The sequence below is a fragment of the Erwinia sp. PME.40.26/001 genome (assembly GCF_055556675.1).
Genome location: NZ_JBVHNP010000001.1, coordinates 1,167,306 through 1,192,802 on the forward strand (window position 1 = coordinate 1,167,306; position 25,497 = coordinate 1,192,802).

The 25,497-nt window shown below is 58.7% G+C and carries 23 protein-coding genes; 14 read left to right on the forward strand and 9 right to left on the reverse strand.

All coding sequences use genetic code 11. The features are described from left to right. Positions 1-71 precede the first annotated feature (71 nt). Positions 72-1,061 carry a nitrilase family protein gene (locus ACZ3HG_RS05710; RefSeq protein ID WP_191932798.1) on the reverse strand — a complete coding sequence of 330 codons (990 nt, stop codon included), beginning with the start codon at positions 1,059-1,061 and terminating at the stop codon, positions 72-74. A gap of 100 nt (positions 1,062-1,161) precedes the next feature. Here ACZ3HG_RS05710 and ACZ3HG_RS05715 point away from each other — a divergent pair, with 100 nt between their 5' ends. Then, positions 1,162-2,034, forward strand: a complete 873-nt coding sequence (locus ACZ3HG_RS05715; RefSeq protein WP_465332208.1) for a LysR family transcriptional regulator — start codon at positions 1,162-1,164, stop codon at positions 2,032-2,034. Positions 2,035-2,107: 73 nt separating this feature from the next. On the opposite strand, the gene ACZ3HG_RS05720 is transcribed toward ACZ3HG_RS05715, so the two are convergent. Both ACZ3HG_RS05720 and ACZ3HG_RS05725 read right to left on the reverse strand, forming a co-directional pair. After that, on the reverse strand, positions 2,108-3,121 hold the full coding sequence (locus tag ACZ3HG_RS05720) for a zinc-dependent alcohol dehydrogenase family protein (protein ID WP_191933121.1): 1,014 nt from the start codon (positions 3,119-3,121) through the stop codon (positions 2,108-2,110). A 348-nt stretch (positions 3,122-3,469) separates the two neighbouring features. Beyond that, positions 3,470-4,504, reverse strand: coding sequence for a LacI family DNA-binding transcriptional regulator (locus ACZ3HG_RS05725; RefSeq protein ID WP_191936530.1), 1,035 nt, complete (start codon positions 4,502-4,504; stop codon positions 3,470-3,472). 233 nt (positions 4,505-4,737) lie between these two features. Here ACZ3HG_RS05725 and ACZ3HG_RS05730 point away from each other — a divergent pair, with 233 nt between their 5' ends. The 9 genes from ACZ3HG_RS05730 (at position 4,738) to pyk (ending at position 14,295) form a co-directional block, all read left to right on the forward strand. Beyond that, complete coding sequence (locus ACZ3HG_RS05730; RefSeq protein WP_191936531.1) at positions 4,738-5,766, forward strand: ABC transporter substrate-binding protein; 1,029 nt, start codon at positions 4,738-4,740, stop codon at positions 5,764-5,766. A gap of 60 nt (positions 5,767-5,826) precedes the next feature. Next, positions 5,827-8,058 (forward strand): ABC transporter permease, encoded by a 2,232-nt coding sequence (locus ACZ3HG_RS05735; protein WP_465332583.1) that lies wholly within the window; start codon positions 5,827-5,829, stop codon positions 8,056-8,058. Further along, a complete protein-coding gene (locus ACZ3HG_RS05740) occupies positions 8,055-9,116 on the forward strand; it encodes an ABC transporter ATP-binding protein (protein WP_062742724.1) in 1,062 nt (353 codons plus the stop codon). Before ACZ3HG_RS05735 ends, ACZ3HG_RS05740 begins: the two co-directional genes overlap by 4 nt. Positions 9,117-9,139: 23 nt before the next feature. Next, positions 9,140-9,928, forward strand: coding sequence for an inositol monophosphatase family protein (locus tag ACZ3HG_RS05745; RefSeq protein ID WP_191932802.1), 789 nt, complete (start codon positions 9,140-9,142; stop codon positions 9,926-9,928). Between the two features lie 128 nt (positions 9,929-10,056). After that, positions 10,057-10,380, forward strand: coding sequence for an antibiotic biosynthesis monooxygenase family protein (locus ACZ3HG_RS05750; RefSeq protein WP_191932803.1), 324 nt, complete (start codon positions 10,057-10,059; stop codon positions 10,378-10,380). After that, positions 10,373-10,765, forward strand: a complete 393-nt coding sequence (locus tag ACZ3HG_RS05755; RefSeq protein ID WP_465332211.1) for an amino acid-binding protein — start codon at positions 10,373-10,375, stop codon at positions 10,763-10,765. The genes ACZ3HG_RS05750 and ACZ3HG_RS05755 overlap by 8 nt, the downstream gene beginning before the upstream one ends. Positions 10,766-10,767: 2 nt before the next feature. Next, on the forward strand, positions 10,768-11,469 hold the full coding sequence (locus ACZ3HG_RS05760) for an ArsR/SmtB family transcription factor (RefSeq protein WP_465332213.1): 702 nt from the start codon (positions 10,768-10,770) through the stop codon (positions 11,467-11,469). A 165-nt stretch (positions 11,470-11,634) separates the two neighbouring features. Further along, positions 11,635-12,780: a glycerate kinase family protein gene (locus ACZ3HG_RS05765; protein WP_465332215.1), complete on the forward strand. Its 1,146-nt coding sequence runs from the start codon at positions 11,635-11,637 to the stop codon at positions 12,778-12,780. Between the two features lie 72 nt (positions 12,781-12,852). Next, on the forward strand, positions 12,853-14,295 hold the full coding sequence (gene pyk / locus ACZ3HG_RS05770; RefSeq protein WP_191932807.1) for a pyruvate kinase: 1,443 nt from the start codon (positions 12,853-12,855) through the stop codon (positions 14,293-14,295). An 85-nt stretch (positions 14,296-14,380) separates the two neighbouring features. Here pyk and ACZ3HG_RS05775 read toward each other — a convergent pair whose 3' ends face one another. The 4 genes from ACZ3HG_RS05775 to ACZ3HG_RS05790 form a co-directional block, all read right to left on the reverse strand. Then, positions 14,381-16,744 (reverse strand): membrane-bound PQQ-dependent dehydrogenase, glucose/quinate/shikimate family, encoded by a 2,364-nt coding sequence (locus ACZ3HG_RS05775; protein WP_191932808.1) that lies wholly within the window; start codon positions 16,742-16,744, stop codon positions 14,381-14,383. Positions 16,745-17,077: 333 nt separating this feature from the next. Next, positions 17,078-18,337 (reverse strand): PTS ascorbate transporter subunit IIC, encoded by a 1,260-nt coding sequence (locus tag ACZ3HG_RS05780; protein WP_062742734.1) that lies wholly within the window; start codon positions 18,335-18,337, stop codon positions 17,078-17,080. A gap of 13 nt (positions 18,338-18,350) precedes the next feature. After that, entirely contained in the window at positions 18,351-18,638 is a 288-nt protein-coding gene (locus tag ACZ3HG_RS05785; protein WP_062742735.1) for a PTS sugar transporter subunit IIB, read from the reverse strand. A gap of 18 nt (positions 18,639-18,656) precedes the next feature. Further along, positions 18,657-19,100, reverse strand: a complete 444-nt coding sequence (locus tag ACZ3HG_RS05790) for a PTS sugar transporter subunit IIA (RefSeq protein ID WP_062742736.1) — start codon at positions 19,098-19,100, stop codon at positions 18,657-18,659. 208 nt (positions 19,101-19,308) lie between these two features. Between ACZ3HG_RS05790 and ACZ3HG_RS05795 the strand changes: the two genes are divergently transcribed. Beyond that, on the forward strand, positions 19,309-20,499 hold the full coding sequence (locus tag ACZ3HG_RS05795; RefSeq protein ID WP_191932809.1) for a LacI family DNA-binding transcriptional regulator: 1,191 nt from the start codon (positions 19,309-19,311) through the stop codon (positions 20,497-20,499). Between the two features lie 79 nt (positions 20,500-20,578). Next, on the forward strand, positions 20,579-22,036 hold the full coding sequence (locus tag ACZ3HG_RS05800) for an AMP nucleosidase (protein ID WP_062742738.1): 1,458 nt from the start codon (positions 20,579-20,581) through the stop codon (positions 22,034-22,036). A 190-nt stretch (positions 22,037-22,226) separates the two neighbouring features. On the opposite strand, the gene ACZ3HG_RS05805 is transcribed toward ACZ3HG_RS05800, so the two are convergent. Further along, positions 22,227-22,628, reverse strand: a complete 402-nt coding sequence (locus ACZ3HG_RS05805; protein ID WP_465332221.1) for a VOC family protein — start codon at positions 22,626-22,628, stop codon at positions 22,227-22,229. 370 nt (positions 22,629-22,998) lie between these two features. Between ACZ3HG_RS05805 and ACZ3HG_RS05810 the strand changes: the two genes are divergently transcribed. After that, the gene (locus ACZ3HG_RS05810; RefSeq protein ID WP_465332223.1) at positions 22,999-24,054 is read left to right on the forward strand and encodes a 2,3-butanediol dehydrogenase; all 1,056 of its coding nucleotides are present in this window, start codon (positions 22,999-23,001) and stop codon (positions 24,052-24,054) included. 138 nt (positions 24,055-24,192) lie between these two features. Here ACZ3HG_RS05810 and ACZ3HG_RS05815 read toward each other — a convergent pair whose 3' ends face one another. After that, on the reverse strand, positions 24,193-24,456 hold the full coding sequence (locus ACZ3HG_RS05815; RefSeq protein ID WP_465332585.1) for a DUF2798 domain-containing protein: 264 nt from the start codon (positions 24,454-24,456) through the stop codon (positions 24,193-24,195). A 127-nt stretch (positions 24,457-24,583) separates the two neighbouring features. Here ACZ3HG_RS05815 and ACZ3HG_RS05820 point away from each other — a divergent pair, with 127 nt between their 5' ends. After that, positions 24,584-25,486, forward strand: coding sequence for a LysR family transcriptional regulator (locus ACZ3HG_RS05820; RefSeq protein WP_191932813.1), 903 nt, complete (start codon positions 24,584-24,586; stop codon positions 25,484-25,486). The last annotated feature ends 11 nt before the right edge of the window (positions 25,487-25,497 follow it).

Sequence of the window (25,497 nt, forward strand, 5' to 3'; positions counted from 1 at the left end):
GCCAGCCTTTCATCACTGATGATCTGCCCCTCTCGCACGGGGGATGAAGGGCTGGCCCGGCGACCGGGCCGTTACCGATCCTGCCGGCGGGGGATATCCGTTGAGAATCTGGCGCTGATCGCGTCGCGCTCATAGCCCTGCGGTTCGGTCAGTATCTGGTATAAGTCCGGGCGACGGCCGTGGATCCACCGCCGGCCCGTACTCATCGCCAGCAGGGTTAAATCGAGTTCGGCACTGACCATCGCATCCTCTGCCGCCCAGGTTTCTGCCACCATCCGGCCATAGGGATCAAGGATCATCGCATTGCCGGTGCGCACTTCGTCCTGGTCTGCGCCCACGCCGTTACTGAATAACACAAACAGCCCGTTGTCATGGGCGCGGGCGGGTAACCAGCGCATCAGCCATTCCCGGCCGCTGGCCCCTTTAAATGCCGCCGTGATTTCCTCTTTGCGCGTCGCCCGTTGCGCCCAGAGCTCCAGCGGGATCGGCTTCATGGCACAGGGACTGCGCGACTGTGTTCCCCCGGTCTGGTGCGGGGCAAGCAGAATATCGGCACCGAGCAGCGCCGTGGCGCGCACGTTCTCAACGAGGTTATTATCCCAGCAGATGAGGATCCCCACTTTCACGCCCCAGGGGGTATCAAACACGGTGAATCTGTCGCCGCTGCTGATGGCCGGGTGCTCAAAAGCGTGAAGCTTGCGGTGCGTATGCACTGAACCGTCGGGCATACAGGCCACATAGGCGTTATAAAGACGCCCGTCATCGGCACGTTCGATCAGCCCGGCACCGATCAGCATCTGATGTTTTATCGCCAGCGCACGGATCAGCGCCAGCGAGGGGCTGTTGTTCACCGGTTCAGCCAGCGCAGACACCTCACTGGCGGAGAGCCGGGGCACATGCCAGTAACCGGTGATACACATTTCCGGGAAGGTCAGAATCTTTACCTGTTGCAGGGCGGCCTGCTGAATAAACTTCTCCATGACCAGCAGGTTGTACTGCTTATTTCCGGCCTGATGCTGAAACTGTACGGTGGCGGCCTTGAGGGGGGTTCTCTCTGACATGATGAAACTCCAGAAGTGATCGGAAATACATTACAGCAGGCTGGTTGATAACGGTATAATCAAACTATTTTCAATTCTGATAACTTTCTGGAATGTCCTAATGAATCTTCGGTTGCTGAACGCCTTCGTGATGCTGGCAGAAAAAGGAAACTATGCCGAAGCCGCGCGGGCCCTGTTTATCTCGCAACCGGCATTAACCAAACAGATAAACCTGCTGGAATCACAGCTCAACGTCGCTCTTTTTTCACGCGGACGGCACGGTACGGCGCTGACGTCCGGCGGTCGTCGCCTGCTGCCGGAGGCGCAGAAGGTGCTCGGGCAGACGCGATCCTTCCTGCACCATGCCGGACAGGTGGCAAAAGGCCACGAGGGCACTCTGGCGGTGGGATTCGGACTCTCCAGTTTTTACCTGGCCCCACAGTATCTGGCCGAATTTCGCCGGCATTTTCCCGGTGTGGAGGTCACGTTAACCGACCTGCCCTCCGCGCAGCAGTATGCGCAGCTGCAAAACAACGAACTCCAGGTGGGATTTGTTCGGGTGCCCCCTGCTGCACCGCTGGATTATCTGCCGCTGTTTACTGACCGTCTGGTGCTGGTCGCGGCGGATACCTCGTCGGTCAGCGTGGCTGACTGTTTGAAAAAGTGGCCTCTGCTGCGGCTGCGCACGGAACGCGGCCGCGGTCTGAATACCCAGATTGATCGCTATATGCAGGACAACGGGCTGCTTGCCTCTGCCACTCAGCTGGCTGAGGATATTCATACCATCGTCGCCCTGGTGATTGCCGGTATTGGCGTTGCGCTATTGCCACAAAGCGTTATTCACATTGCGCCTCTGGGGTTAAATATTATTCCGTTAACTGGCAAGTCGATAAGCTGGCAGATTGGCGTCGCCTGGAATGCCTGCGGTGAGGATGTCATCACGGATAATTTTATTGCGAGGATAAGAGCGGGCAAACAGGGGCTTGCAGGTTAGCGATATACCGTGCCTGACATTAAACAGCCCGCTCATTTTTTTGGAGCGGGCCTCGGAATTTAACCAGCAACAATCACCAGCTCACGCACACCTTACCCAGGTGTTTGCCGCTTTGCAGATGGGCAAACGCCTCGCCTAAGCGGTCATAGCTGAAGACGTTGTCGATGACCGGTTTCTGCGCCATCAGCGCCAGCGCATTGACATAGTCGATCTGATCCTGGCGGCTGCCGACGATCAGCCCCTCAATGCGCACCTGTTTTGCCAGCACGCTGAAGACGGACAATGCCGCATCCGTGCCGGACAACACGCCGATCACGGCAATATGGCCGCCAACCTTCACCGCTTTCAGGGATTCATTCAGCGTGGCGGGGCCGCCCACTTCAACCACGTGATCAACACCGATGCCGCCGGTCAGCTCAAGGACTTTGTCGCCCCACTCTGGCGTCGTGCGGTAGTTAATGGTGTCATCTGCGCCCAGTTCGCGCACTCTCGCCAGTTTCTCATCAGAGGACGAGGTGGCAATCACCCGCGCACCCATCGCTTTGGCCAGCTGCAGCGCGGCAATGGAAACACCGCCGGTGCCCTGCACCAGTACCGTTTCACCCGCTTTTAAGCGGCCATTAACCACTAATGCCCGCCACGCGGTCAGGCCGGAGGTGGTGATGGTGGCGGCTTCCACGTGCGACCAGCCTGCCGGCGCGTGGGTAAAGGCGCTTTCCGCGCGCACGACACTTTCACAGGCCAGGCCATCGACGCCATCGCCAGGCGTATGGGCAAATCCGCCCACGGCCGGGGTCGCTTTACCTGCCGCCCATACCGGGAAGAAGGTGGAAACCACGGCATCACCCACGCGGAACTCCGTTACGCCTTCGCCTACCGCCTCAACAATACCGGCACCGTCAGACAGCAGGATACGGCCATCGTCAACGGCCATGCCGCCTGTGGCCACCATCAGGTCATGGAAATTGAGCGAGCTGGCTTTAATTGCCACTCTGATCTCCCCTTTACCCGGCTGCCCCGGATCCTTGAGTTCGGTGAGCGTCACGCTGTCGAGATTAAAGGGGGTATTAATCACTACTGCTTTCATCATCTTCTCCTGATTGATCTGTTTCTGGCTGATGCCAGCGAATGAAAGTATCAGCTTACACGCCACAGTCGCTCATCGGGTACGCACTATGCGCTGTCACGCGACATTGATGCCAGACAGGCAACGCCGGCACAGAACATGGCAAGATGAAAACCCCACTCCATCGCCGTCGTCTGGCGGGCGCTGACGTCAGCCACCGCTGCGGGCGGTAAAGATAGTAGACAATGATACCGGCCTGGAGTGGGGATTTGCTGATACAGTAACTTTTTCCCTTCCCGCCTTACTGCACTGATACCCGTAACGCGTGGGCAAATAGGGCTGGCAAAGGGTTGCCCATTGTTGTACGGGTTATCCGCCGCGTATCGTCCCGCGCCAGATAAAGTCCGCGTGATACATCCGCGTTTCACCGGGCATCTCCTGCCCCAGCACGGGGGGTTGGCTGTCTTCACGCTGCTCCTCACTCACCAGCCAGGCGACCGAGTCGCGGGCAAACTGTTCGACCGGCTGCGTAAAGGTGGTCAGATGATAGGAGGACCAGGCCGCCTGGGGAATGTCATCGTAACCCGCCACGCAGAGATCGTCGGGAATACGCAGCGAGAAGCGGTGACGCGCCTCATCCATAAAGCCGCACGCCAGCAGATCGGTGACGCAGAATACGGCCTCCGGGCGGTCGCGGCGGGTCAGCAGACGATGTGCGAGGATCTGCCCGCTCTCATAAGAGGTCGTACCGAAGCGCTCCACGCTCACCTTCATACCCGCAGCAACGGCGGCCTGGATAAATCCGTTTTCACGCGCCATCAGGCTGGGCGTTCCTGCCAGCGAGTTGGCAAACGCCACGTGCTGGCAGCCCGCCCGGGCAAAGGCCATCACCACCCGGCTGGCTGCCTCTCCGTTATCAAGATTGATGCTCAGTGATCCCGGCAGGACATCGTCACGGTTTATCAGCACCAGGCGCTGCCCGTGCTTATGACACAGGCGTGCAATAGCGCTTTCCGGCATCCCGGAGAGCACAAACGAAGCGTCTGCACGGAAGTTAATCGCCTGCTGCAACGCCTGAGACACGCTGTCATCGGAGCGGTCAGTGTTGATGAGCATGGCGATTTTCCCGGCTTCCTGCAGGTGCTGGGTGACCAGCCGTACCAGGCTGGCACGATACGGGGTCGCCAGATCCGAGACAATCAGGCAGACGATACCGCTGCGGTTACTCACCAGACCTCGCGCCAGATGGTTAACGTGATAGCCCAGAGCTTCCGCCGCCTGCATCACCCTTTTACGCGTGGCTGCCGATACGCTGGCTCCCGGTGTAAAGGTTCGTGAGACCGCCGAACGGGATACCCCCGCCCGCTCGGCGACGTCTTTCGCACTGACTGCTGCTTTTTCCATGGTTTTACGTTGTCCGCAGGGTTGACCTGCTGTGAGTCTGTCGCACTTTGCACGGCTGTGCAATTATTTATGTTGTGTAATTGTTTCATTTTTGTGACGCAGTGACTGAATTGCGTTACGGCACGATTGACAGGGTAATTATTAACCATTAATTAATTGCACACACGTGCAAAACGTATGCACATTAAAACCGGCGACAACGTATCGCCGACCCTACACCTAAGGAGAACACCATGCCTCGCGTCACTCTGATGGCGGTCATCGCCGCCGGCTCTGCGCTCACCGCCCTGCCGGCTCAGGCCGCAGAAAAGCTGAATATGATCTGCTCCGCCGATGTGGTTGTCTGTGAACAGATGACCAACCTGTTCGAGAAACAGCACCCGGATATCAAAGTGAGTATGGTGCGCCTCTCCGCAGGGGAAGCCTACGCCCGTATCCGTACCGAAGCCCGCAACCCGCGCACCGATATCTGGTGGGCAGGCACGGGTGACCCGCATATGCAGGCCGCCGATGAAGGCCTCACTCAGGCCTATCAGTCCCCGCTGCTCGACCAGCAGCAGGACTGGGCGCGTAAGCAGGCGGAAAGCGCGCAGTACCGTACCGTCGGCGTGTATGCCGGGGCGCTGGGCTGGGGTTACAACACCAAACTGGTCGCAGAGAAAAAACACAAAGCCCCGGCATGCTGGGCCGACCTGCTGGACCCGTCGTGGAAAGGGGAGATCCAGATGGCTAATCCGAACTCCTCCGGTACGGCCTACAACACGCTGGCCACGCTGGTGCAGATCATGGGCGAAGAGAAAGCCTTCGACTATCTGAAAAAACTCAACGCCAATATCTCCCAGTACACGAAATCCGGCTCGGCTCCGGTGAAAGCAGCCGCACGCGGCGAAACCACCATCGGCATCGTTTTTATGCATGATGCCGTCGCCATGCAGGTGGATGGCTTCCCGATCAAAGCCGTCGCGCCATGCGAAGGCACCGGCTATGAGATCGGCTCGATGTCAATCGTGAAAGGCGCGCGGAACCTGAAGACCGCCAAAGTGTGGTACGACTGGGCGCTGAGTGCTGACGCGCAGTCCCATATGAAAGACGCCAAATCCTTCCAGCTTCCGTCGAATAAAAATGCGGCCATCTCTGAATATGCCCCGCGCTTCGAAAACATCAAACTGATCGACTACGACTTTAAAACCTATGGCGACTCGGCTAAACGCAAAGCCCTGCTCAGCCGCTGGGATAAAGAGATCGGTGCCAGCGCACAATAATCCCGCCCCCTCCCCCTCCCGCCCTGGCGGGAGGCAGAGCAATGAACGATCGAGGTTATGATGAATGCTCAAAACCGCCGCCTGAACGGGGCTTTAGCGCTGGGCGCATTTGCCATCCTGCTGTTGCCCTGGTACAGCCTGGAAGCCGGTTTTTTCGATTTTAACTGGGTGACAACGCTCTGGACGGATCGCGACAGCGCACCGGCCCTGTGGCAGATTGCGCTGTTCCAGCGTCCGTGGCTGGCTGTCGCCGTACTGATGCTGCTGACCGCCGGGCTGGGTCGCCTGCTGCCCGTCGGCAATAAGCGCAGCGGGCTGATCATGGGGGCCGCGACCGCTGGCGTCCTGTTCCTGCTGTTTGAAGGCCATGCTATCGGCTATACCGGCTGGAACTGGCTGTGGAGCGAACAGCTGTTTGGCGCACTCAGCGACGGGCAGCCTGCCTTTGGTGCCGGAGCGATTCTGCTGCTGACCACCTTTTTGCTGCTGTTCTCGTTTGCGCTGGCAGAGCGCGGCGTGCTGCGCGGTGACGCCTTTGTGGTGGCAGCCATCGTGCTGCTGGTGGCGCTGGTGACCACCTTCGTGCTGTACCCGGTACTGAGCATGTTTGTCGCCTCGGTACAGGACGTGGACGGTTCCTTTAAACCGGACGGGATGATCGCCAGTATTCAGGATCCGGCGATATGGAGCCTCGGCTGCCTGACCGGCAGCGGCGGCTGTGGCACCGCCTGGCGCACGCTGTGGCTGGCGCTGATGACCGCCGGAGGCTCTACGCTGCTCGGTCTGGCCTTTGCACTGGCGGCTACCCGCACGCCGCTACCGTTTAAAAAAGCGCTGCGCATGCTGACCGTGCTGCCCATTATTACGCCACCGTTTGTTATTGGCCTCGCGCTGATGCTGCTGTTCGGTCGCGCTGGCGTGGTCACCGAGCTGCTGGCAACGCTGTTTGGCATCGAACCGGGTCGCTGGCTGTACGGGCTGACCGGCATCTGGATAGCCCAGGTGCTGTCGTTTACGCCCATCGCCTTCCTGGTGCTGATTGGCGTGGTCGAGGGCGTCAGCCCGTCGCTGGAAGAAGCTTCCCAGACGCTGCGCGCTAACCGCTGGCGCACCTTCCGCTATGTGTCCCTGCCGCTGATGGCCCCGGGGCTGGCCAATGCGTTCCTGATCAGCTTTATCGAGAGTATGGCCGACTTCGGCAATCCGATGGTGCTGGGCGGCAGCCACGGCGTACTGTCGACGGAGATCTTCTTCTCGGTGGTCGGGGCGCAGAACGACCCGAGCCGGGCGGCGGTGCTGGCAATGATCCTGCTGTGCTTCACCCTCAGCGCCTTTATTCTCCAGCGCCTGTGGCTGTCGGGTAAAAACTTTGCCACCGTCACCGGCAAAGGGGACTCCGGCCAGCACTGCGGGCTGCCGCGCGCCCTGCGCTATGGCGTCTATGCGCTGGTGATCCCGTGGGGCCTGTTTACCCTGGTGATCTACGGCATGATCCTGATTGGCGGCTTTGTGCAGTCGTGGGGCCTGGACAGCAGCCTGACGCTGGCGCACTACGCCCGGGCCTTTGGCTTCCACTGGGGCGAAGGGCAAATCGTCTGGACCGGTGTGGCCTGGAACTCGTTCTGGACCACAATGGAAATCGCCCTGATTGCCGCCCCGCTCACCGCCATCGTTGGCCTGCTGACTGCCTGGCTGATCGTACGGCAGAAGTTTGCCGGACGTCAGACCTTCGAGTTTATGCTGATGCTGAGTTTTGCCATTCCCGGCACGGTCATTGGCGTCAGCTACATCATGGCCTACAACCTGCCGCCGCTGGAGATCACCGGGACGGCGCTGATCCTTGTGGCGTGCTTTGTCTTCCGTAACATGCCGGTGGGCGTGCGCGGGGGGATTGCCGCCATGAGCCAGCTCGACCGCAGCCTGGATGAAGCCTCGCTGACGCTGGGGGCCAGCAGCTTCCGTACGCTGCGCAAGGTGATCCTGCCGCTGCTGAAACCGGCGATCAGCGCCGCGCTGGTGTATGCCTTCGTCCGCGCGATCACCTCCATCAGCGCAGTGATTTTCCTTGTCAGCGCGCAGTACAACATGGCCACCTCGTACATCGTAGGCCTGGTCGAAAACGGAGAGTACGGCGTGGCTATTGCCTACTCCTCCGTTCTTATTGTGGTGATGCTGGCGGTGATTATCACTTTCCAGCTGCTGGTCGGTGAACGCCGCCTGCGCCGCGCCACCCGCATTGCTGCAGCCCCGGTGGCCACGCCCCCGGCTTTACATCAGGAGAGTGCCGTATGACGACCATTCGCTCAGGCTCGGTGGTATTTGACAATGTCACCAAACAGTTTGCCGATTTTAACGCCCTGCCCGGCCTGTCAATGACCGTGGAGCCGGGTACGCTGGTGACGCTGCTCGGGCCCAGCGGCTGCGGCAAAACCACCACGCTGCGCCTGCTGGCCGGGCTGGAGCACCCTACCTCCGGGCGGATTCTGATTGGCGGCAAAGATGTCACCCATCTGCCCGCCAACGAGCGCGACGTGGCAATGGTGTTTCAGTCTTATGCCCTCTTCCCGCACATGAACGCGCTGGATAACGTGATGTACGGCCTGCTGTCCGGCGGGCTGTCCAAAAAAGAGGCGCAGGATCGCGCCCGTGAAGGGCTGAAGCTGGTCGGGCTGGAGAGCATGGGCCAGCGCTTACCGGCGGAGCTGTCGGGTGGCCAGCAGCAGCGTATCGCCGTGGCGCGTGCGCTGGTGCTGGAGCCGCAGGTGCTGCTGCTGGACGAACCGCTTTCTAACCTGGATGAACGCCTGCGCCGCCGCGTGCGCACCGAGATCCGCGACCTGCAGCAGCGCCTGGGCTTTACGGCGGTGTACGTTACCCACGATCAGGAAGAGGCACTGGCGGTTTCCGATAAGATAATTGTCATGAAAGAGGGGCATATTGCCCAACAGGGTGCGCCCCAGGAGCTGTATCAGTCGCCCGCCTCGGTGTTTATCGCTGATTTTATGGGCGAAGCCAATATCCTGCCCTGCGATATTCGCCGGATAGAAGGCAATGAAGCCGTGGTGGCTCTGGGCAACCGCGAGTACCGCGTTCCCGGTGCTCACGCCCGCCCCGGATCGGCGCAGCTGTCGGTGCGGCCGCAGTTTATTACGCTGCGTACCGATCCGACCGGGGCGCTTAACGGCGAAGTCACCCACAGCACCTGGCTGGGGGATCATATTGAATATGAAGTTCAGACCGCGCTGGGCGCACTGTTTATTATCGATGTACAGATGGAAGGCCAGCTGGCACCGGGCACCGGTGTCGCCGTGGATTTCAAACCTCAGGGTCTGGCGCTGATTGCCCAGTGATCCCTCTTTAATAAGGACTGCATATGAGTGACGATATTTCCCGCCGCCTGGCGCTGGCCGAACGGGTGGCACGCGAGGCTGGCGCTAAAGCGCTGGACTTTTTTAACCGCCGCGACCAGCTGGTGATTGAAACAAAACGCGATGCCCAGGATGTGGTGTCGATTGCCGATCGCGACGTTGAGCAGCTGATCAGCGGACAGATTGCCGCCGCCTTCCCGGAAGACGGTTTTCTCGGTGAAGAGTTCGGCTTAAAGGCGGGTCAGTCGGGTTTCACCTGGGTGGTGGACCCGATTGACGGCACCAGCCCGTTTGTTAACGGCATGCCGAACTGGTGCGTATCGATTGCGGTGATCGCCGGCGGTGAGCCGGTGATTGGGGTGATTATGGCTCCGTGTCAGCAGGAGTGCTTTGTCGCTGCCCGTGGCCAGGGCGCAACGCTCAACGGCAGGCCGCTGCGCGTGGACCCGGCGCGTACCATGCAGAACCATGTCACCGGCTTTGGTGCCAACAGCTATGTCACCCCGGAGCGGGTGGGTGAAATTGCCGCCGGGATTATCGCCGTCGGCGGTAATTTTTTCCGTAACGGTTCAGGAGCGATGATGCTGGCTTATGTGGCTGCCGGACGTCTGGTCGGCTATTACGAACCTTATATGCACGCCTGGGACTGCCTGGCGGGTTACTGCCTGGTCAGTGAGGCTGGCGGCTGGACGCACCCATTCAACACCGAGGGTGACCACCTGCTGCGCGGAGCGCCAGTGCTGGCCGTAGCGCCGGGTGCCAAAGACGACCTGCTGGATATTGCCCGGCTGTAATCCCCTCTTCGCAGCGCTGTCCCCGCGATAGCGCTGCGTCTGCCCCGCCGTTCATACTTCGCCAGAGGCCGAAGTATTGCTGTTTTTATTGCGTAATCTGGTGGCTCACCCTGACAGAGAGCGTACTGATGATCGCCGTCCTTTTTGAAGCCGAAATAAGCCCTGACGGGCAAACACGTTACCTGCATCTGGCCGCAGAACTGAAACCGCTGCTGGATGAGATTGACGGGTTTATTGCCATCGAGCGTTTTCGCAGTCTGGCCTGCGAAGACAGGATCCTGTCACTGTCCTGGTGGCGGGATGAAGCCGCCGTACTGGCCTGGAAACAGAATATCTTCCACCAGGCCGCACAGCGTGAAGGTCGCGAGTCGATCTTCTCTTATTACCGTATCCGCATTGCTCAGGTTGTGCGCGACTACGCCTCTGATACGCAAGGACTACAGCATGTTTGATCTCCATATCCTGTTACCCAATACTCCCGGGGCCCTCGCCGCCCTGGCTGGCCTGCTGGGGCGTAACGGCATCGGGCTGGAAGGCGGTGGTGTGTTCAGCGCCGGCGAGGTCAGCCATGCACATTTTCTGGTGGAAGAAGGCCCGCGCGCGCGTCAGGTGCTTGAGGCGGCGGGATTTCAGGTAGAGAATGTCTGCCAGCCGCTGATCCGCAAGCTGCCGCAGCTTCGCCCGGGGGAACTGGGCGAGATTGCCGCCGCGCTGGCCGGGGCCGGGGTCTCTGTTTTCACACAGTACAGCGATCATGCTAATCAGTTAATCCTGGTGACGGATAACCCCGCCGTCGCCGAACGCGTGACCCGACCCTGGGCCGTAACAGCAGAGTAAATATGCAGAAACTGACGGTAGTCACCGATGATGAACCGCTGCTGGAGTCGGCTATGGTCGCCGTGGCGGCGGCCCTGGCCGAGACATCCCGGGTCAAAATGCTCTGTGCCTTAATGGACGGACGGGCGTGGACGGCTACTGAGTTAAGCGCGGTGGCCGGTGTCGCCTCGTCCACCGCCAGCGCCCACCTGGCGCGGCTGGTACAGAGTCAGCTGATCGTCTGCCTGTCCCAGGGGCGGCACCGCTACTACCGGCTGGCGGGCAGTGATATTGCGCAGCTGATTGAAACCATGATGGGAGTCTCATGGCGGCGCGTCCCCGGCCCGGTATCCCGTACCCCACTTGATATGCGTTTTGCCCGGACCTGTTACGACCATCTGGCGGGAGAAGTGGCGGTACAGATTTATGATGCCATGCTCAGGGAACAGTGGCTGACCGGTGATGGCGCGACGCTGACCGCCGCCGGCAGACTGAAACTGGCGGACATGGGGATCCCACCAGAGGCGGCCACGCGGCGTAAAAACTGCTGCGCCTGTCTGGACTGGAGTGAGCGATGCTTTCACGTGGGCGGCTACGTGGGGGCCGCACTGTTTCAGCACGGCGAAAAACAGGGCTGGCTGACGCGAGCACCCGGCTATCGGGTGGTGACGCTGACGGCAAAAGGCCGCTTACAGCTGAATAAACACTTTTCTCTTTCCCTGTAATTTATTCTCTTTTCTGTTCTGGCAGGCACCCTCGCGGGTGCCGCCTGACGCCCACCTTCCCCGCCGCCGTTACCCTGACCGGCGCGTTTATTGACATTCCTGCGGCAACGTATGACGCTGGTCATCATCCTCCCCACGATTTGCAGATTAAAATAAGGCTCCCGGATGAAAAAGACCTTTGTATTAGCCCCTGACTCCTTTAAAGAGAGCATGACCGCAAAGCAGGTCTGCATCGCGATGGAAACCGGACTCAAACGCGTCTTTCCTGATGCCCGCTATCTTCACGTTCCCATGGCAGACGGCGGTGAAGGCACCACCCAGTCGCTGATTGATGCCACCGGCGGGCAGCTGATTTCTTTGTCGGTGACCGGCCCGCTCGGAACCCCCGTCACCGCCTGCTTCGGCATCATGGGCAGCGGTGATACCGCGGTGATTGAGATGGCCTCCGCCAGCGGCATTCACTATGTGGATCAGCACACCCGCAATCCGCTGCTGACCACCAGCCGGGGGACCGGTGAACTGATCTTGGCCTGCCTCGATCGCGGCATTAAAAAAATCATTCTCGGGCTGGGCGGCAGCGCCACCAACGACGGCGGCGCGGGCATGGCGGAGGCGCTGGGTGTCGGCTTTTTCGATCGCCAGGGCAACCGGCTACCGGCGGGGGGAGGCGCGCTGGGCGCGCTGCATCACATTGATATCACGGGGCTGGACAGCAGGCTGGCCGGTGTCGATATACAGGTTGCCTGCGACGTGACCAGCCCGCTGTGCGGCCCTGAAGGCGCATCCGCCGTCTTCGGGCCGCAAAAAGGAGCCACCCCGGAGATGGTCGCCCTGCTGGACCGCAACCTGGCACACTACGCGGCAATGGTGTTGCAGCAGTTGGCTAAGGACGTGGCCACCCTGCCCGGCGCAGGGGCCGCTGGTGGCCTGGGTGCCGGGCTGATGGCGTTTACTCCCTGCACGCTGCGCAAAGGAATTGACATCGTTGTTGAGTACAGTGGCCTGAGCGACAAAATGGCCGGTGCCGATTTTTGCTTCACCGGTGAGGGCCGCATTGACAGCCAGACCCGTTTTGGCAAAACGCCTTACGGCGTGGCCCGGATAGCCAGCCAGCATAATGTGCCGGTGATTGCCGTGGCAGGCAGTATTGGCGATGATGTGGCGTCACTCTATGACACGGGTATTGATGCCATTTTCGGTATTATTCCGCACGCGGCGGATATTCACTCTCTGTTGCAGGAAGGGAGGCAAAATATGGAGCGCACCTGCGAAAACATTGGCCGTTTACTTAAAAAAACCGCTGCTATCTGACTTCACACCCCGCCTGCACTGATGCGTCAGTGGCCCGGGGCGTTAACATGTAATTTAACCAAGGATGTGATCATGTCTGAAGTATTACGACGCACGAAAATTGTTGCCACCCTGGGCCCCGCGACCGATCGGGATAATAACCTCGAAAAAATAATCCGGGCCGGGGCCAACGTCGTCAGGCTGAATTTCTCCCACGGCTCCGCCGACGACCATATTGCCCGCGCACAGCAGGTCCGCGATGTCGCCCACCGACTTGGCCGCCAGGTGGCGATTTTAGGCGACCTTCAGGGACCCAAGATCCGCGTGTCTACCTTTAAAGAAGGTAAGGCGATGCTGACGGTGGGCGAGGTGTTTATCCTCGATGCGCTGCTGGAGAGAGGCCTGGGTGATAACCAGCGCGTCGGCATCGACTATAAATCCCTGCCGGGCGACGTGGTGCCCGGCGATATCTTACTGCTGGACGACGGCCGCATTCAGCTGCGCGTGCAGCGCGTGGCGGGTAACGAAATTTACACCGAGATTACCGTCGGCGGGGTGCTGTCCAATAACAAAGGGGTGAATAAGCTGGGCGGTGGTCTGTCCGCCGATGCCCTGACCGAAAAGGACAAAGCCGATATTCTCACTGCCGCCAGAATGAACGTCGACTATCTGGCCGTGTCGTTTCCACGCAGCGGGGAAGATCTTCGCCTCACCCGTCGGCTGGCGCGGGAAGCGGGCTGTAAGGCGCTGATTGTGGCGAAAGTGGAACGCGCCGAAGTGGTCGCCAGCGAGGAAAGCATGGACGATATGATCCTCGCCTCGGACGTGATTATGGTGGCGCGCGGCGATCTGGGCGTTGAAATCGGCGATGCCGCACTGGTCGCGGTGCAGAAACGCCTGATTGCCCGCTCCCGTCAGCTTAACCGCGTGGTGATCACCGCCACCCAGATGATGGAGTCGATGATCACCAATCCGATGCCCACCCGTGCAGAAGTCATGGACGTGGCGAACGCCGTTCTCGACGGCACCGATGCCGTTATGCTCTCAGCGGAAAGCGCCGCAGGCAGCTTCCCGGTAGAGGCGGTAACCGCCATGCATAACGTCTGCCTGGGGGCAGAACGGGTGCCCGGCACGACAACCTCTAAACACCGTCTGGAGGTTGAGTTCAGCAATATCGAAGAGATGACGGCGATGTCCGCCATGTACGCCGCTAACCACCTGACCGGCGTTAAAGCGGTGATTGCCATGACCGAATCCGGACGCACGGCAAGGATGATGTCACGTATCACCTCGCCTCTGCCGATCTTCGCCCTCTCCCGCCATCAGGCCACGCTGAATCTTACCGCGATGTACCGTGGCGTGACGCCGGTGTTGTTTAACGGTCATGCAGAAGGGGTGCAGTCGGCGCAGGACGCTATTGCCGTGCTGCGTGAGGCAGGCTATCTGAATTCGGGGGATCTGGTCGTGCTGTCGCAGGGTGACAGCGTCGGGCAGGTTGGCAGCGCGAATACCTGCCGCATCTGTCTTGTTGACTGAAAAGATAAGGGCCGATCGAAAAATAAGATCGGCCCTTCAGGTTCAGGCTGGCCGGATGTTTCGGTCAGCCCGCGTGAAACAACGTTTACTTCAGACGGTAAGCCACCACGGCATCACCCGCTTTGGTTCCGAGTGAACCGTGTCCCCCCGCAGCAATCACCACGTACTGTTTGTTATCACTGCCCATGTAGGTGGCTGGCGTTGCCTGGCCACCCGCAGGCAGTTCAGTCTGCCACAGCAGCTCACCGGTGCTGACATCGTAGGCGCGGAAGAAGTTATCTGCCGTTGCACCGTGGAACACCACGTCACCCGCTGTGGTTAACGGACCACCGTGTGCCACCATCCCCATCGGGAAGCCTATCGGGAAGCGTCCCGGCAGGAAACTGGTGTTGAGGTTCTTCGTGGTGCCCACGCGGCGCAGCCACTCGGTTTTACCGGTTTTCAGATCCACGCCAACCATCCGACCCCACGGCGGTGCAATGCACGGAATGCCCAGGCTGGAGGAGAGCTGCTGAATGTGGATCGCGTAATCCCCGTCAAAGTTCTCATTCCAGTACGGCGTACCGTCTTTGGTGAACAGGCGCTGATCCGCATTGGCCGGGGTGCGTTTGATCAGATTATATTTGTACGCCAGACGCACCGGCGAGGCGATGAGGATCTGACGCTCAGGGTCGACCGCCACCGAGCCCCAGTTGAACACGCCAATGTTACCCGGGAAGATAATCGACCCGGCTTCCGTTGCTGGCGTCCACGGATTGCCGTCATAACGCAGTGACTTAAAGTCGATGCGGCAGGCCATCTGGTCAAACGGGGTCAGCCCCCACATCGCTTTTTCGGTCAGCGGTGCCGGGATAAAGTTCAGCGCGGAGACCGGCTGCGTCGGGGCGTATTGCTCACCGCTGATACCCTGCGTAGAGACGTCCACCTGGTTAACCGGATAGACGGCCTGCCCGGTAAGACGGTTCAGCACAAACAGGTTGCCGGTTTTGGTCGGCAGGATCACCACCGGCTGTTTCTGGCCCTGATAGTCGATATCCAGCAGCGAAGGCTGCGACGGATTATCCCGGTCCCACAGGTCATTTTTTGATGACTGGAAGCGCCATTTAAAACGGCCGGTTTGCAGATCCAGCGCCACCAGCGTATCGCGGAATTTCTCGGTGTTACTGTTAGCATCACGTCCGATACCGACTTCATCCGGCGAGGCATTGCCAAACGGCACATACACCAGGCCATTTTTCAGGTCGGCGCTCAGCGTTCCCCAGGCCACAGGCGTATCCTGCGGGTAGTTCTGGTCAGCGGCAATCGGCTGCGTATTTTCCGGGTTGGCCGGGTCGAAGTTCCATACCAGCTTACCGGTTATTGCATCATACGCGCGGATCACACCGGACGGATTGCCTCTGTTGAAGCCGTTGTCCATCACCGAGCCGCCAACAATCACCAGGTTACCCGCCACCAGCGGGGCCGCAGTCTGCATCAGCGCATGAGGGCGGACTGTGCCCATATTGGCGTGCAGATCCACCACGCCGTTATCGCCAAAGTCTGCGCACAGCTTGCCGGTATCCGCATCCAGGGCGATCAGGTGGGCATCGTTGCTGGCGTTGTAGATGCGCTTGCGACATATCGCTGGCTGGGCTGCCGTCGCCTCCGCCTGCACGCTGCTGCCATCATAATAGCTCACGCCACGGCAGGTCTGATGCTGCTGCAGGTACGAGGCCTCTTTCGCTGGCTGATATTTCCACTTCAGCGCGCCCGTTTCCGGGTTCAGCGCATGAACCTCATTGTGCGGGGTACAGAAATAGACCGTGTTGTTCACCTTGAGCGGCGTCGCTTCAAAGGTGTACTCAGTGGCATCTTTGGCCGCGTCACGCACGTCACCAGTATGGTACGTCCAGGCGACGTCCAGCTGGCTGACGTTGTCTTTGGTGATCTGCTTCAGGTCGGAGAAACGCAGACCGTTGCTGGTGCCACCGTAGGCCGTCCAGTCCCTGCCCGCCACCTCAGTATCGCTGCTCTGACGCTGCGTGGTGATGGTGCCTGCCTGCGGCAGCGGATCGTAAAACATCATTCCCACCACCAGCGCCACGATCAGGATAACCGTAGTGCCGAGGAACGGATGAAAGCGGCGTCCCTGCTGGGGGTACAGCGGACGAACCACCCAGGGAAGCGCCAGCCACAGGCCGATGACCCCGATGATGTCACCACGGGGGATCCACTGCCATTTGTCGAAACCGACTTCATAAATCATCCATGCCAGTACCGCCCACATCAGAAGAGCGTACAGAGACAGCGCAATTCTCTTTCTCATCAACAGCAGGATGGCCGTGACTAACAGGCCAAGACCCATCAGCACATAAAAAGGTGTTCCGCCGACCAGCAGCAGTTTTGTCCCCATATAGAGCAGCGCAATCCCAACGATTGCGATGACTATACCGGTTATCTTGTTAAGCATTGGTATCCCTTAGTGTTAAAGTGCGTAATTATTAACTGACATATAATTACAACGTACTTACACTAATTTAACTAAAAAATTCCGATATAAACACAACTTTATTTGAATTGTTATCGGTAACCTCCCTCCGCTTCTGGCGGCATTTTTCTGCGAGCCCTGCCGAAAAGCGTAGAAAATATCCTCTTCCCAGGCCGCCTTGCGCACCGTTTCAGCCAGAGAAAACGTAGGATCCCGATGAATGTGCTTTTACGGGCATTTGAAAGGACGAAAGGCGAGAACGGCAGTGAGGAGTGAAAAAAAGCCGGTCATCAGATGACCGGCTTTGCGGGAAGATTAACGCACAATCAGGCCTAACAGGATGCCGACGGCACCGAAGTCAGAGTCACTAAAGGTGGTGTTCGCCAGGCCAATACTGCCCAGTACCGGCAGCAGGAACACCGGGATAAAGGTGATCAGCAGACCGTTGGTGAAGGCACCGAGAATCGCCCCCCGGCGGCCACCCGTAGCATTACCAAACACCCCGGCAGCAGCACCGACAAAGAAGTGTGGCACCACGCCCGGAATAATCACCGTCATGTTCAGCGCATACAGCAGGAACATGCCCAGTACACCGGCCACAAAGCTGCTGAGGAAGCCCACCAGCACCGCGTTCGGGGCATACGGGAATACCACCGGGCAGTCGAGCGCCGGTTTGGCATTCGGCACCAGCCGGTCAGAGATCCCCTTAAACGCCGGGACGATTTCCGCAATCACCATGCGCACACCCTGCAGGACGATGTAAACACCGGCCGCAAAGGTGATGGACTGCATCAGTGAGAACATAAACCAGTTTTTACCCCCGGCATTCATCTCCTTGACCGTTGACGGGCCCGCGACCAGGCAGGTAAAGATAAAGATGAAGAACATGGTAAAGGCGATGGCCACCGGCGTATCACGCAGGAACAGCAGGCTTTTCGGCACTTCCATATCTTCGGTCGATTTCTCTTTGTTACCAAATTTGCTGCCGATCCAGGCGGAAAGTAGCTGAGAAATGGCCGAGAAGTGGCCGAAGGCGACGTCGTCTGAGCCGGTGACCTTCTTCATGTACGGATGAACAATCGCCGGGAAGAAGACCATTGAGACCCCCACCACCAGCGAACCCACGGCAATCAGCGGAACACCCTTCATACCTGCCGTGGCCAGGATCACCGCCACCATCATTGACATAAACAGCGTGTGGTGACCGGTCAGGAAGATATATTTCCACGGGGTGAAACGGGCAATCGCAATGTTGATAACCATGGCGAAGAACATGATCATCGCCATTTCAGTGCCAAAGCTCTTCTGCGCCACCGCCACAATCGCTTCGTTGTTCGGCACAACGCCAGGAATACCAAAGGCATGATGGAAGATAGCCGCAAAGTCACCCAGCGATGACACAATCAGGCCCGCACCGGCACCGAGGATCAGGAAGCCCATGACGGTTTTCACCGTCCCTTTGATCACTTCCGTCGCCGGTTTCTTTTGCGCCACCAGGCCAATCAGCGCGATCAGGCCGACCAGAATTGACGGCTCCGATAACACGTCACTCATTAAAAAACGGAAAAATTCCATTTTTGGCTCCCTGTTATAACGCGCCGAGCTCTGTCAGAGCCGCTGAAATACGCTCTTTCATTGCCACTTTGTCGACCATATTTTTCAGGGAGACAATCTTACCGCCCACCTGCTGGGCGACCAGCTGCTCGGCAATGTCGGAGGTACCGACGAAGATGTCGCTGGCGGTCCCTTTGGCGGAACCGAGATCAACATGGTCGACTTCTGCATTCACGCCCAGTTCTTTAACGATGCTCTTAATGCTCATTTCCATCATCAGGCTGGTACCTAAACCATTGCCACATACCACGGTAATTTTCATATTGTCCTCTGGAGATTATTAATAACGTGAAATAATGGATAAAATCTGCTCTGGCTGCGTCGCCGCCATCAGCGACGCGGTATCCTCAGGGGTATCGAACAGATGGGCCAGCGCCGTAATAATGCCGATATGGCTGTTACTGTCGGTCGCGGCCAGCACGATCAGCAGATGCACCGGGTCGTTACCCTCAGAGTCGAAGTTAACGCCCTCGCGGATCACCGTCAGGCTGACGCCCATTTTGTTCGCGCCGTCTTCCGGACGCGCATGAGGCATAGCGATGCCGGGGCCAACCACGTAATATGGACCAATGGCCTCATGTGAGCGGTAAATCGCTTCGACATAGCGGGCTTCAATGGTGCCGTTATCACGCAGCGGCTGGCAGGAAAGTGAGACAGCCTGACGCCAGTCAGCACAGGCAGGGATAATCTGAACAACATCGGCTGTCAGTAATTCTTTAAGCATTGTTTGTCACCTCTCTCTAATCGCAGGAGCAGAGTAGTGCCAGAGCGAAGGGAATAATGTGACGGATATCTAAAAAGATAACGCTAACTGTTATAACTATCATTAATTGTGACCGGCCTATCATCTGCCGGAGAATAAGTTGTTGCCGGATATCGGTATCGGCACACTGCGAAGGTGTCATAAACAGGGTTGTAAAGGAGAAACCAGGATGCGCAAGCGTCGCGGCAGTGGCCGGGTAACGTTGCAGGATATCGCCGATTATGTCGGTGTCGGGGCCATGACCGTGTCGCGCGTCATGCGGACGCCGGAGCTGGTCTCTGAAAAAGTTCGCAATCAGGTTGAACAGGCCGCCAGCGTCCTCGGCTATGAAGCCAATACGGAAGCCAGCGCGCTGTCAGCGCAGGGGGTAAACCGCGTGACCCTACAGGATGTCGCGCGCCATGCCGGCGTCGGCCCGATGACCGTCTCCCGTGCGCTGCGCGATCCGGGCCAGGTCTCTGCGGCCTCGCTGGAGAAAATCCGCCAGGCCGTGGGGGAGCTGGGCTATGTGCCCAATCAGGCCGCGAGCAGTCTGGCCTCCTCGCAGCTGCACACCGTTGCGGTGCTGTACCCTTTTCAGCACGACCGCGCCAGCACCCGCTTTGTTCAGGCCCTGCAGCAGACGCTGAGTAAGCAGCCCTTCCAGCTGATTATGGCCTGCCACGAATATCATCAGTATGGCGAAACGCCGCTGGTAGAAAAACTGCTGCAAAACCGCCCCTCTGCCCTCGTCCTGTTTGGCGCACAGCTGTCGAAAAAGACCTGTGAGCTGATTGAATCCGCCGAACTGGTGACGGTGAACGTCTGCGGTGCGGAACGTTTTTCCGCCGACATCACCCTGGATATTGCCATCAACGATGCCGCTGAACGGCTGACCGCCCATCTGCTGGATAAAGGCTATCGCCGCATCGGGTTTATCGGTGCGCAGACAGATAACCGCCTGCACAAACAGCAGCTTAATGGCTGGCACAAAGCGATGCTGATGCACTATCAGAATGCGGATCTGATGATCACCGTTCCGGATGCGCCAAGCCTGCAGTTTGGCCGCTATGCGCTGGGCCAGCTGTTGCAAAGCCAGCCGGATCTGGACGCGATTATTTGCAGCCATGAGGAGATCGCCTTTGGCGTACTGTCTGAGTGCCAGCGCCGGCTGCTGAAGGTGCCTTACGACCTGGCCGTGGCGTGTCTGGATGGTTCTGACAACTGCGATCACACCTTCCCCGCCCTCACCTCCATGCGCCTCAATTACGAAAAGCTGGGACACCAGGTGGGACAGCAGCTGATGGCGATGCTGGATGATGCCCCGTCGCCGCAGGAAGAACAGGTCAGATTCAGCCTGGAACCCGGGGCCAGCAGCTGAGGGGTTTCATGCGCTATCCTTTTGCTGTTATCTTCAGGTAGTCTGTGAGACAAACGTGCAAACGATTCAAGGAGATACCATGACTTACCCCGTAGCGCGATCCCTGACCGTCACTGAAGCGCTGGATAGCCTGGAAAACCATTACAACGCCGCCGTTGAGGCCCTGCGCGAGGCGATCACCGCTTTTGTCGCTGACGGCAGCCTGCCCGATGCGACCCGGCGCGCCGCCGGGCTGTTTGTTTACCCGCAGCTGCGCGTCACCTGGGATGGCGTGGCACCCTCGCAGCGTCTGACCCGTGCTTTCGGCCGCTTTACCCGCGCCGGAAGCTACAGCACCACCATTACCCGCCCGGCGCTGCTGCGCCACTACCTCAGCGAACAGCTGACCATGCTGACCGGTGAATATCAGGTGCAGATCGACGTGCTGCCCTCGCAGCAGGAGATCCCGTTCCCCTATGTGATTGACGGGTCCGGACTGGCGCTGGATCGCAGTATGAGCGCAGGCATCGCCCAGCATTTCCCCACCACCGAACTGTCGCAGATTGGTGATGAGAACGCCGACGGGCTGCTGGTGCCGGGCGAAACGTTTCCGCTGTCCCACTTCGACGCGCTGCGTACCGACTTCTCGCTGGCCCGCCTGCGCCACTACACCGGCACCCCGGTGGAAGATTTCCAGCCCTACGTGCTGTTTACCAACTACACGCGCTATGTGGATGAATTTGTCTCCTGGGCCTGCGAACAGATCGCAGACCCGGACTCCCCTTATCTGGCCCTGTCCTGCGCCGGAGGCACCACCCTGACTCACGACACGCCGCACCCGGAGCAAACGATCTCCGACCTGGCGTGGAAAAAGCACCAGATGCCGGCCTGGCATCTGATCGCCAAAGACGGCCAGGGGATCACGCTGGTGAATATTGGCGTGGGTCCGTCCAATGCCAAAACCATCTGTGACCATCTCGCCGTGCTGCGCCCGCACGCCTGGCTGATGATTGGCCACTGCGGCGGGCTGCGGGAAAGCCAGACCATTGGTGATTACGTACTGGCGCATGCTTATCTGCGCGACGACCACGTTCTGGACGCCGTGCTGCCACCGGATATCCCTATTCCGAGCATTGCCGAAGTGCAGCGCGCGCTGTACGACGCCACCAAACAGGTGAGCGGCATGCCGGGTGAAGCGGTGAAAGAGCGGCTGCGCACCGGTACGGTGGTCACCACCGACGATCGCAACTGGGAGCTGCGCTATTCCGCTTCCGCGCTGCGTTTCAACCTCAGCCGCGCCGTGGCGGTCGATATGGAAAGCGCCACCATTGCTGCCCAGGGCTACCGCTTCCGCGTGCCTTACGGCACCCTGCTCTGCGTCTCTGACAAGCCGCTGCACGGCGAGATCAAGCTGCCGGGTCAGGCCAACCGCTTCTACGAAGGCGCGATCTCCGAGCACCTGCAGATTGGTATCCGCGCCATCGATCTGCTGCGCGCCGAGGGCGACCGCCTGCACTCACGCAAGCTGCGGACGTTTAATGAGCCGCCGTTCCGGTGATGATCGATATTTAGGGTAAAACCGCTTATGCCTTTGAGGTAAGCGCTGTTTGGATAAATTCAGAATGCTATCCCGTTGAGGGATGGCATTTTTTTTGTGTGGGTGTTAGGGGATGAAAGGCGGGTAAGAGCGAAAAGCGGACATTGTAGTGGGGCCGGAAAAGTCGTGATGCCCCAACTGTAAAAGAGCTTTAATCTTGCTTGTTCTGGTAAAGATCCCAGCGATTGCCGTAGATGTCCTCAAACACAACGACTATCCCGTACTCCTCCTCCCGCGGTTCCTGGCAGAAGTGAACACCCTTTTCTTTCATGGCGTTATAGTCGCGCCAGAAGTCGTCAGTCTGCAGGAACAGAAATACCCGCCCGCCGCACTGGTTGCCGATAAAACCTTCTTGACGCTCGTTTGAAGCACGGGCCAGGAGAAGATTACAGTGGCTTTCGGGATTGGGCGTCACAACGACCCATCGTTTACCCGGCTGGGGTGTGTCTTCTACCAGCGTAAAGCCCAGCTTGTCGGTGTAGTAATCAATTGCACGGTCATAGTCGTCGACCACGATAGCCACATACCCCATGCATCGCTTTTGCGTTCTCATTTCTGCTCCATAAGATTTCAGACACTACTGACTTGAAGCAATTTTTTAACACAACCGAAAGCCATTAGCAGTATTGATGATTCCAAAATGATAATTTCCGCTCCTGGCACAAAGAAGACGCCCGCACTTTTCCCGAACACTCTCAATCTCCCCCTCCCCCCGCCTCTCACCTGTTACACCCGCACCCCGTTACACCTGTCACACCCTTACGCATTTTTCTGCTTTGACGCCAAACCCCTTCTCAAAAAATCAACAGGTTACCAAAAATCTCACTTCTGGCACGCTTTTCGCACTATGCAGCCCTGAGTTCCTGATCCGGCCCCATCAGTGGCAGTGGACAGGATGTAGACCAATCTCAAGGGAAAAGAAGATGAAAGCAGCACGTTGGTATAAAGCACATGACATCCGCATTGACGATATCGAAGAGCCTGAGGTTTCAGCCGGTAAGGTGAAAATCAAAGTAGCCTGGACCGGGATCTGCGGCAGCGACCTGCACGAATACCTCGCCGGGCCGATCTTTGTTCCGGTCGATAAACCGCATAAAATCAGCCACGACATTGCTCCTATCGTGATGGGCCACGAGTTCTCGGGCGAAGTGGTTGAGGTTGGTGCTGGCGTCAGTAAATTTAAAGCGGGCGACCGTGTGGTGGTCGAGCCAATCCTTGCGTGCCGCGAATGCGAAGCCTGCCGCGAGGGTAAATACAATCTGTGCGGCGACCTGGGCTTCCACGGTCTGTCCGGCGGCGGTGGCGGATTTTCGTCATTTACCATGGTCGATGAGCATATGGTGCACCGTATGCCGGACGGCCTCTCTTACGAACAGGGCGCGCTGGTGGAACCTGCCGCCGTGGCCCTGCATGCCGTGCGCATGAGCAAACTGAAAGCCGGGGATAAAGCGGCGGTATTTGGTGCCGGCCCGATTGGTCTGCTGGTGATCGAAGCCCTGCGTGCGGCGGGTGCCTCGGAGATTTACGTCGTCGAGCTGTCGCCGCAGCGCGCCGAAAAAGCCCGCGAGCTGGGGGCTAACGTGGTCATCGACCCGGGCAAGCAGGATGCGGTAGCCACCATTCGTGAACTGAGCAAAGGCGGCGTTGACGTGTCGTTCGAAGTGACCGGCGTGCCGGTGGTGCTGAAGCAGTGTATTGATGCCACCCGCTACGAAGGCGAAACCATCATCGTTTCCATCTGGGAGGGCGAAGCCTCCTTCCACCCGAACAGGGTGGTACTGGCCGAACGCAGTGTGAAAGGCATCATCGCCTATCGCCATATTTTCCCGGCGGTGATGGAGCTGATGACCCAGGGGTATTTCCAGGCCGACAAGCTGGTCACCAAACGCATTGAACTGAACGATTTGGTGACCGAAGGGTTCGACGCGCTGGTGAAAGAGAAAAACCAGGTGAAAATCCTGGTCCGTCCACCGCAGTAACTGACTGCTCAGGGCAATCCCCCGCTGGGATTGCCCCACTCTCCCGCCCGCCCCCGTCCACAACGGCATTCATCTACCGCGCCATTAACGTGCGCGACGCTCACAGCGTGCCGCAAACAAACAGAAGCTCAGGCTGACTCAGTGACCGTGCACCGTCAGCCCTACCAGCCGCATCACCATCGGACGTACAACAAGGATGCAGACAAAAGCCGACGGCATGGCGACTTTATAAGCATTCATCACATTTCCCATGTAATGTGGGCCGATGCCCGATTCCGCCAGCGTGATCACCAGGCTCATTAAATACGCCATAATCGTTGCCATATACAGCGCAAATATATAGGGTGAAGCCGGTTTTGGCAGGCGGGTGCGGGCACTATTTTTCGCAATAACAGGGGTCATCATCGGGTCCCTTTGGTGGGTAAGTGAAAAACAGCGACTAACCTAACAAGCCGGCCCGGGCGGCGGTAGAGCCGTTATGCTTTATTCATTATTAAGCAAATGTGACGAATCAGAGAGGGAGGGATCGATGGACCTATTGGGGCTGATCGGCAATTTTATCCGCGTGGTGGAAAACGGCAGTATTGCCGCAGCGGCCCGTGCCAGGGGGATGAGCCCGGCGGCAGTAAGCCAGAGTCTTTCCCGCCTGGAAACCCATCTGGGCGTGCGTCTGCTGTCGCGCACCACCCGCAGCATGACATTGACCGAAAGCGGGCAGCGTTATTTTGAGAAAGTGCGCCATATTCCGCATGATATCGACCTGGCCTCGCAGGCAGCATCGATGGAGTCCCGGCCGCAGGGTCCCCTTTGCATCGCGACCACAGCGGCGTTTGGCCGCTACGTTATCGCGCCACTGATGCCCGAATTTAAAGCCTCTTTTCCCGATATTGATATTGAGCTTATCAGTACCGATCGCAACGTCGATCACCGGCTGGAAGGCGTTGACGTCAGTATCCGCATCGAGGCACAGCTGAACGATCAGCTGATCGCCAGGAAAATCGCCTCGCTGCCGTTTATCGTTTGTGCGGCCCCCGCTTATCTGGCGCGCGCCGGCCTTCCCCGCTCACCCGAAGACCTCAGCCGCCACGCCTGCCTGGTGTTCCGCTATCCGACAGACGGCCGTTTTCTTCCCTGGCATTTTATCGTCGACGGCCAGCCTGTTAACGCGAAGCTTAATCCGGAATTCATCAGCGATGATATTGATATTATTGCCAATATAGCCGTTAACGGCGGGGGAATTGCCCGGCTGGCCAGTTTTATTGCCCGGCCACTGATCGCTAACGGCCAGCTCACGGCGTTATTCAGCGCAGACAACAGTGACGGGCGTTACACCGAGTCTTCACCCATGAATATTTATGCCTGCGTCAATGAACGTTCGGCCCTGAACTCAAAAGTCAGGGCCTTTATTACGTTTTTAGAAGACAAGATGTAAGACGATGCGCT

Bases quoted from the DNA above. Each gene is read 5' to 3' on its own strand.
- ACZ3HG_RS05710 (WP_191932798.1), bottom strand. From the start codon at position 1,061: ATGTCAGAGAGAACCCCCCTCAAGGCCGCCACCGTACAGTTTCAGCAT.
- ACZ3HG_RS05715 (WP_465332208.1), top strand. From the start codon at position 1,162: ATGAATCTTCGGTTGCTGAACGCCTTCGTGATGCTGGCAGAAAAAGGA.
- ACZ3HG_RS05720 (WP_191933121.1), bottom strand. From the start codon at position 3,121: ATGAAAGCAGTAGTGATTAATACCCCCTTTAATCTCGACAGCGTGACG.
- ACZ3HG_RS05725 (WP_191936530.1), bottom strand. From the start codon at position 4,504: ATGGAAAAAGCAGCAGTCAGTGCGAAAGACGTCGCCGAGCGGGCGGGG.
- ACZ3HG_RS05730 (WP_191936531.1), top strand. From the start codon at position 4,738: ATGCCTCGCGTCACTCTGATGGCGGTCATCGCCGCCGGCTCTGCGCTC.
- ACZ3HG_RS05735 (WP_465332583.1), top strand. From the start codon at position 5,827: ATGAATGCTCAAAACCGCCGCCTGAACGGGGCTTTAGCGCTGGGCGCA.
- ACZ3HG_RS05740 (WP_062742724.1), top strand. From the start codon at position 8,055: ATGACGACCATTCGCTCAGGCTCGGTGGTATTTGACAATGTCACCAAA.
- ACZ3HG_RS05745 (WP_191932802.1), top strand. From the start codon at position 9,140: ATGAGTGACGATATTTCCCGCCGCCTGGCGCTGGCCGAACGGGTGGCA.
- ACZ3HG_RS05750 (WP_191932803.1), top strand. From the start codon at position 10,057: ATGATCGCCGTCCTTTTTGAAGCCGAAATAAGCCCTGACGGGCAAACA.
- ACZ3HG_RS05755 (WP_465332211.1), top strand. From the start codon at position 10,373: ATGTTTGATCTCCATATCCTGTTACCCAATACTCCCGGGGCCCTCGCC.
- ACZ3HG_RS05760 (WP_465332213.1), top strand. From the start codon at position 10,768: ATGCAGAAACTGACGGTAGTCACCGATGATGAACCGCTGCTGGAGTCG.
- ACZ3HG_RS05765 (WP_465332215.1), top strand. From the start codon at position 11,635: ATGAAAAAGACCTTTGTATTAGCCCCTGACTCCTTTAAAGAGAGCATG.
- pyk (WP_191932807.1), top strand. From the start codon at position 12,853: ATGTCTGAAGTATTACGACGCACGAAAATTGTTGCCACCCTGGGCCCC.
- ACZ3HG_RS05775 (WP_191932808.1), bottom strand. From the start codon at position 16,744: ATGCTTAACAAGATAACCGGTATAGTCATCGCAATCGTTGGGATTGCG.
- ACZ3HG_RS05780 (WP_062742734.1), bottom strand. From the start codon at position 18,337: ATGGAATTTTTCCGTTTTTTAATGAGTGACGTGTTATCGGAGCCGTCA.
- ACZ3HG_RS05785 (WP_062742735.1), bottom strand. From the start codon at position 18,638: ATGAAAATTACCGTGGTATGTGGCAATGGTTTAGGTACCAGCCTGATG.
- ACZ3HG_RS05790 (WP_062742736.1), bottom strand. From the start codon at position 19,100: ATGCTTAAAGAATTACTGACAGCCGATGTTGTTCAGATTATCCCTGCC.
- ACZ3HG_RS05795 (WP_191932809.1), top strand. From the start codon at position 19,309: ATGCGCAAGCGTCGCGGCAGTGGCCGGGTAACGTTGCAGGATATCGCC.
- ACZ3HG_RS05800 (WP_062742738.1), top strand. From the start codon at position 20,579: ATGACTTACCCCGTAGCGCGATCCCTGACCGTCACTGAAGCGCTGGAT.
- ACZ3HG_RS05805 (WP_465332221.1), bottom strand. From the start codon at position 22,628: ATGAGAACGCAAAAGCGATGCATGGGGTATGTGGCTATCGTGGTCGAC.
- ACZ3HG_RS05810 (WP_465332223.1), top strand. From the start codon at position 22,999: ATGAAAGCAGCACGTTGGTATAAAGCACATGACATCCGCATTGACGAT.
- ACZ3HG_RS05815 (WP_465332585.1), bottom strand. From the start codon at position 24,456: ATGACCCCTGTTATTGCGAAAAATAGTGCCCGCACCCGCCTGCCAAAA.
- ACZ3HG_RS05820 (WP_191932813.1), top strand. From the start codon at position 24,584: ATGGACCTATTGGGGCTGATCGGCAATTTTATCCGCGTGGTGGAAAAC.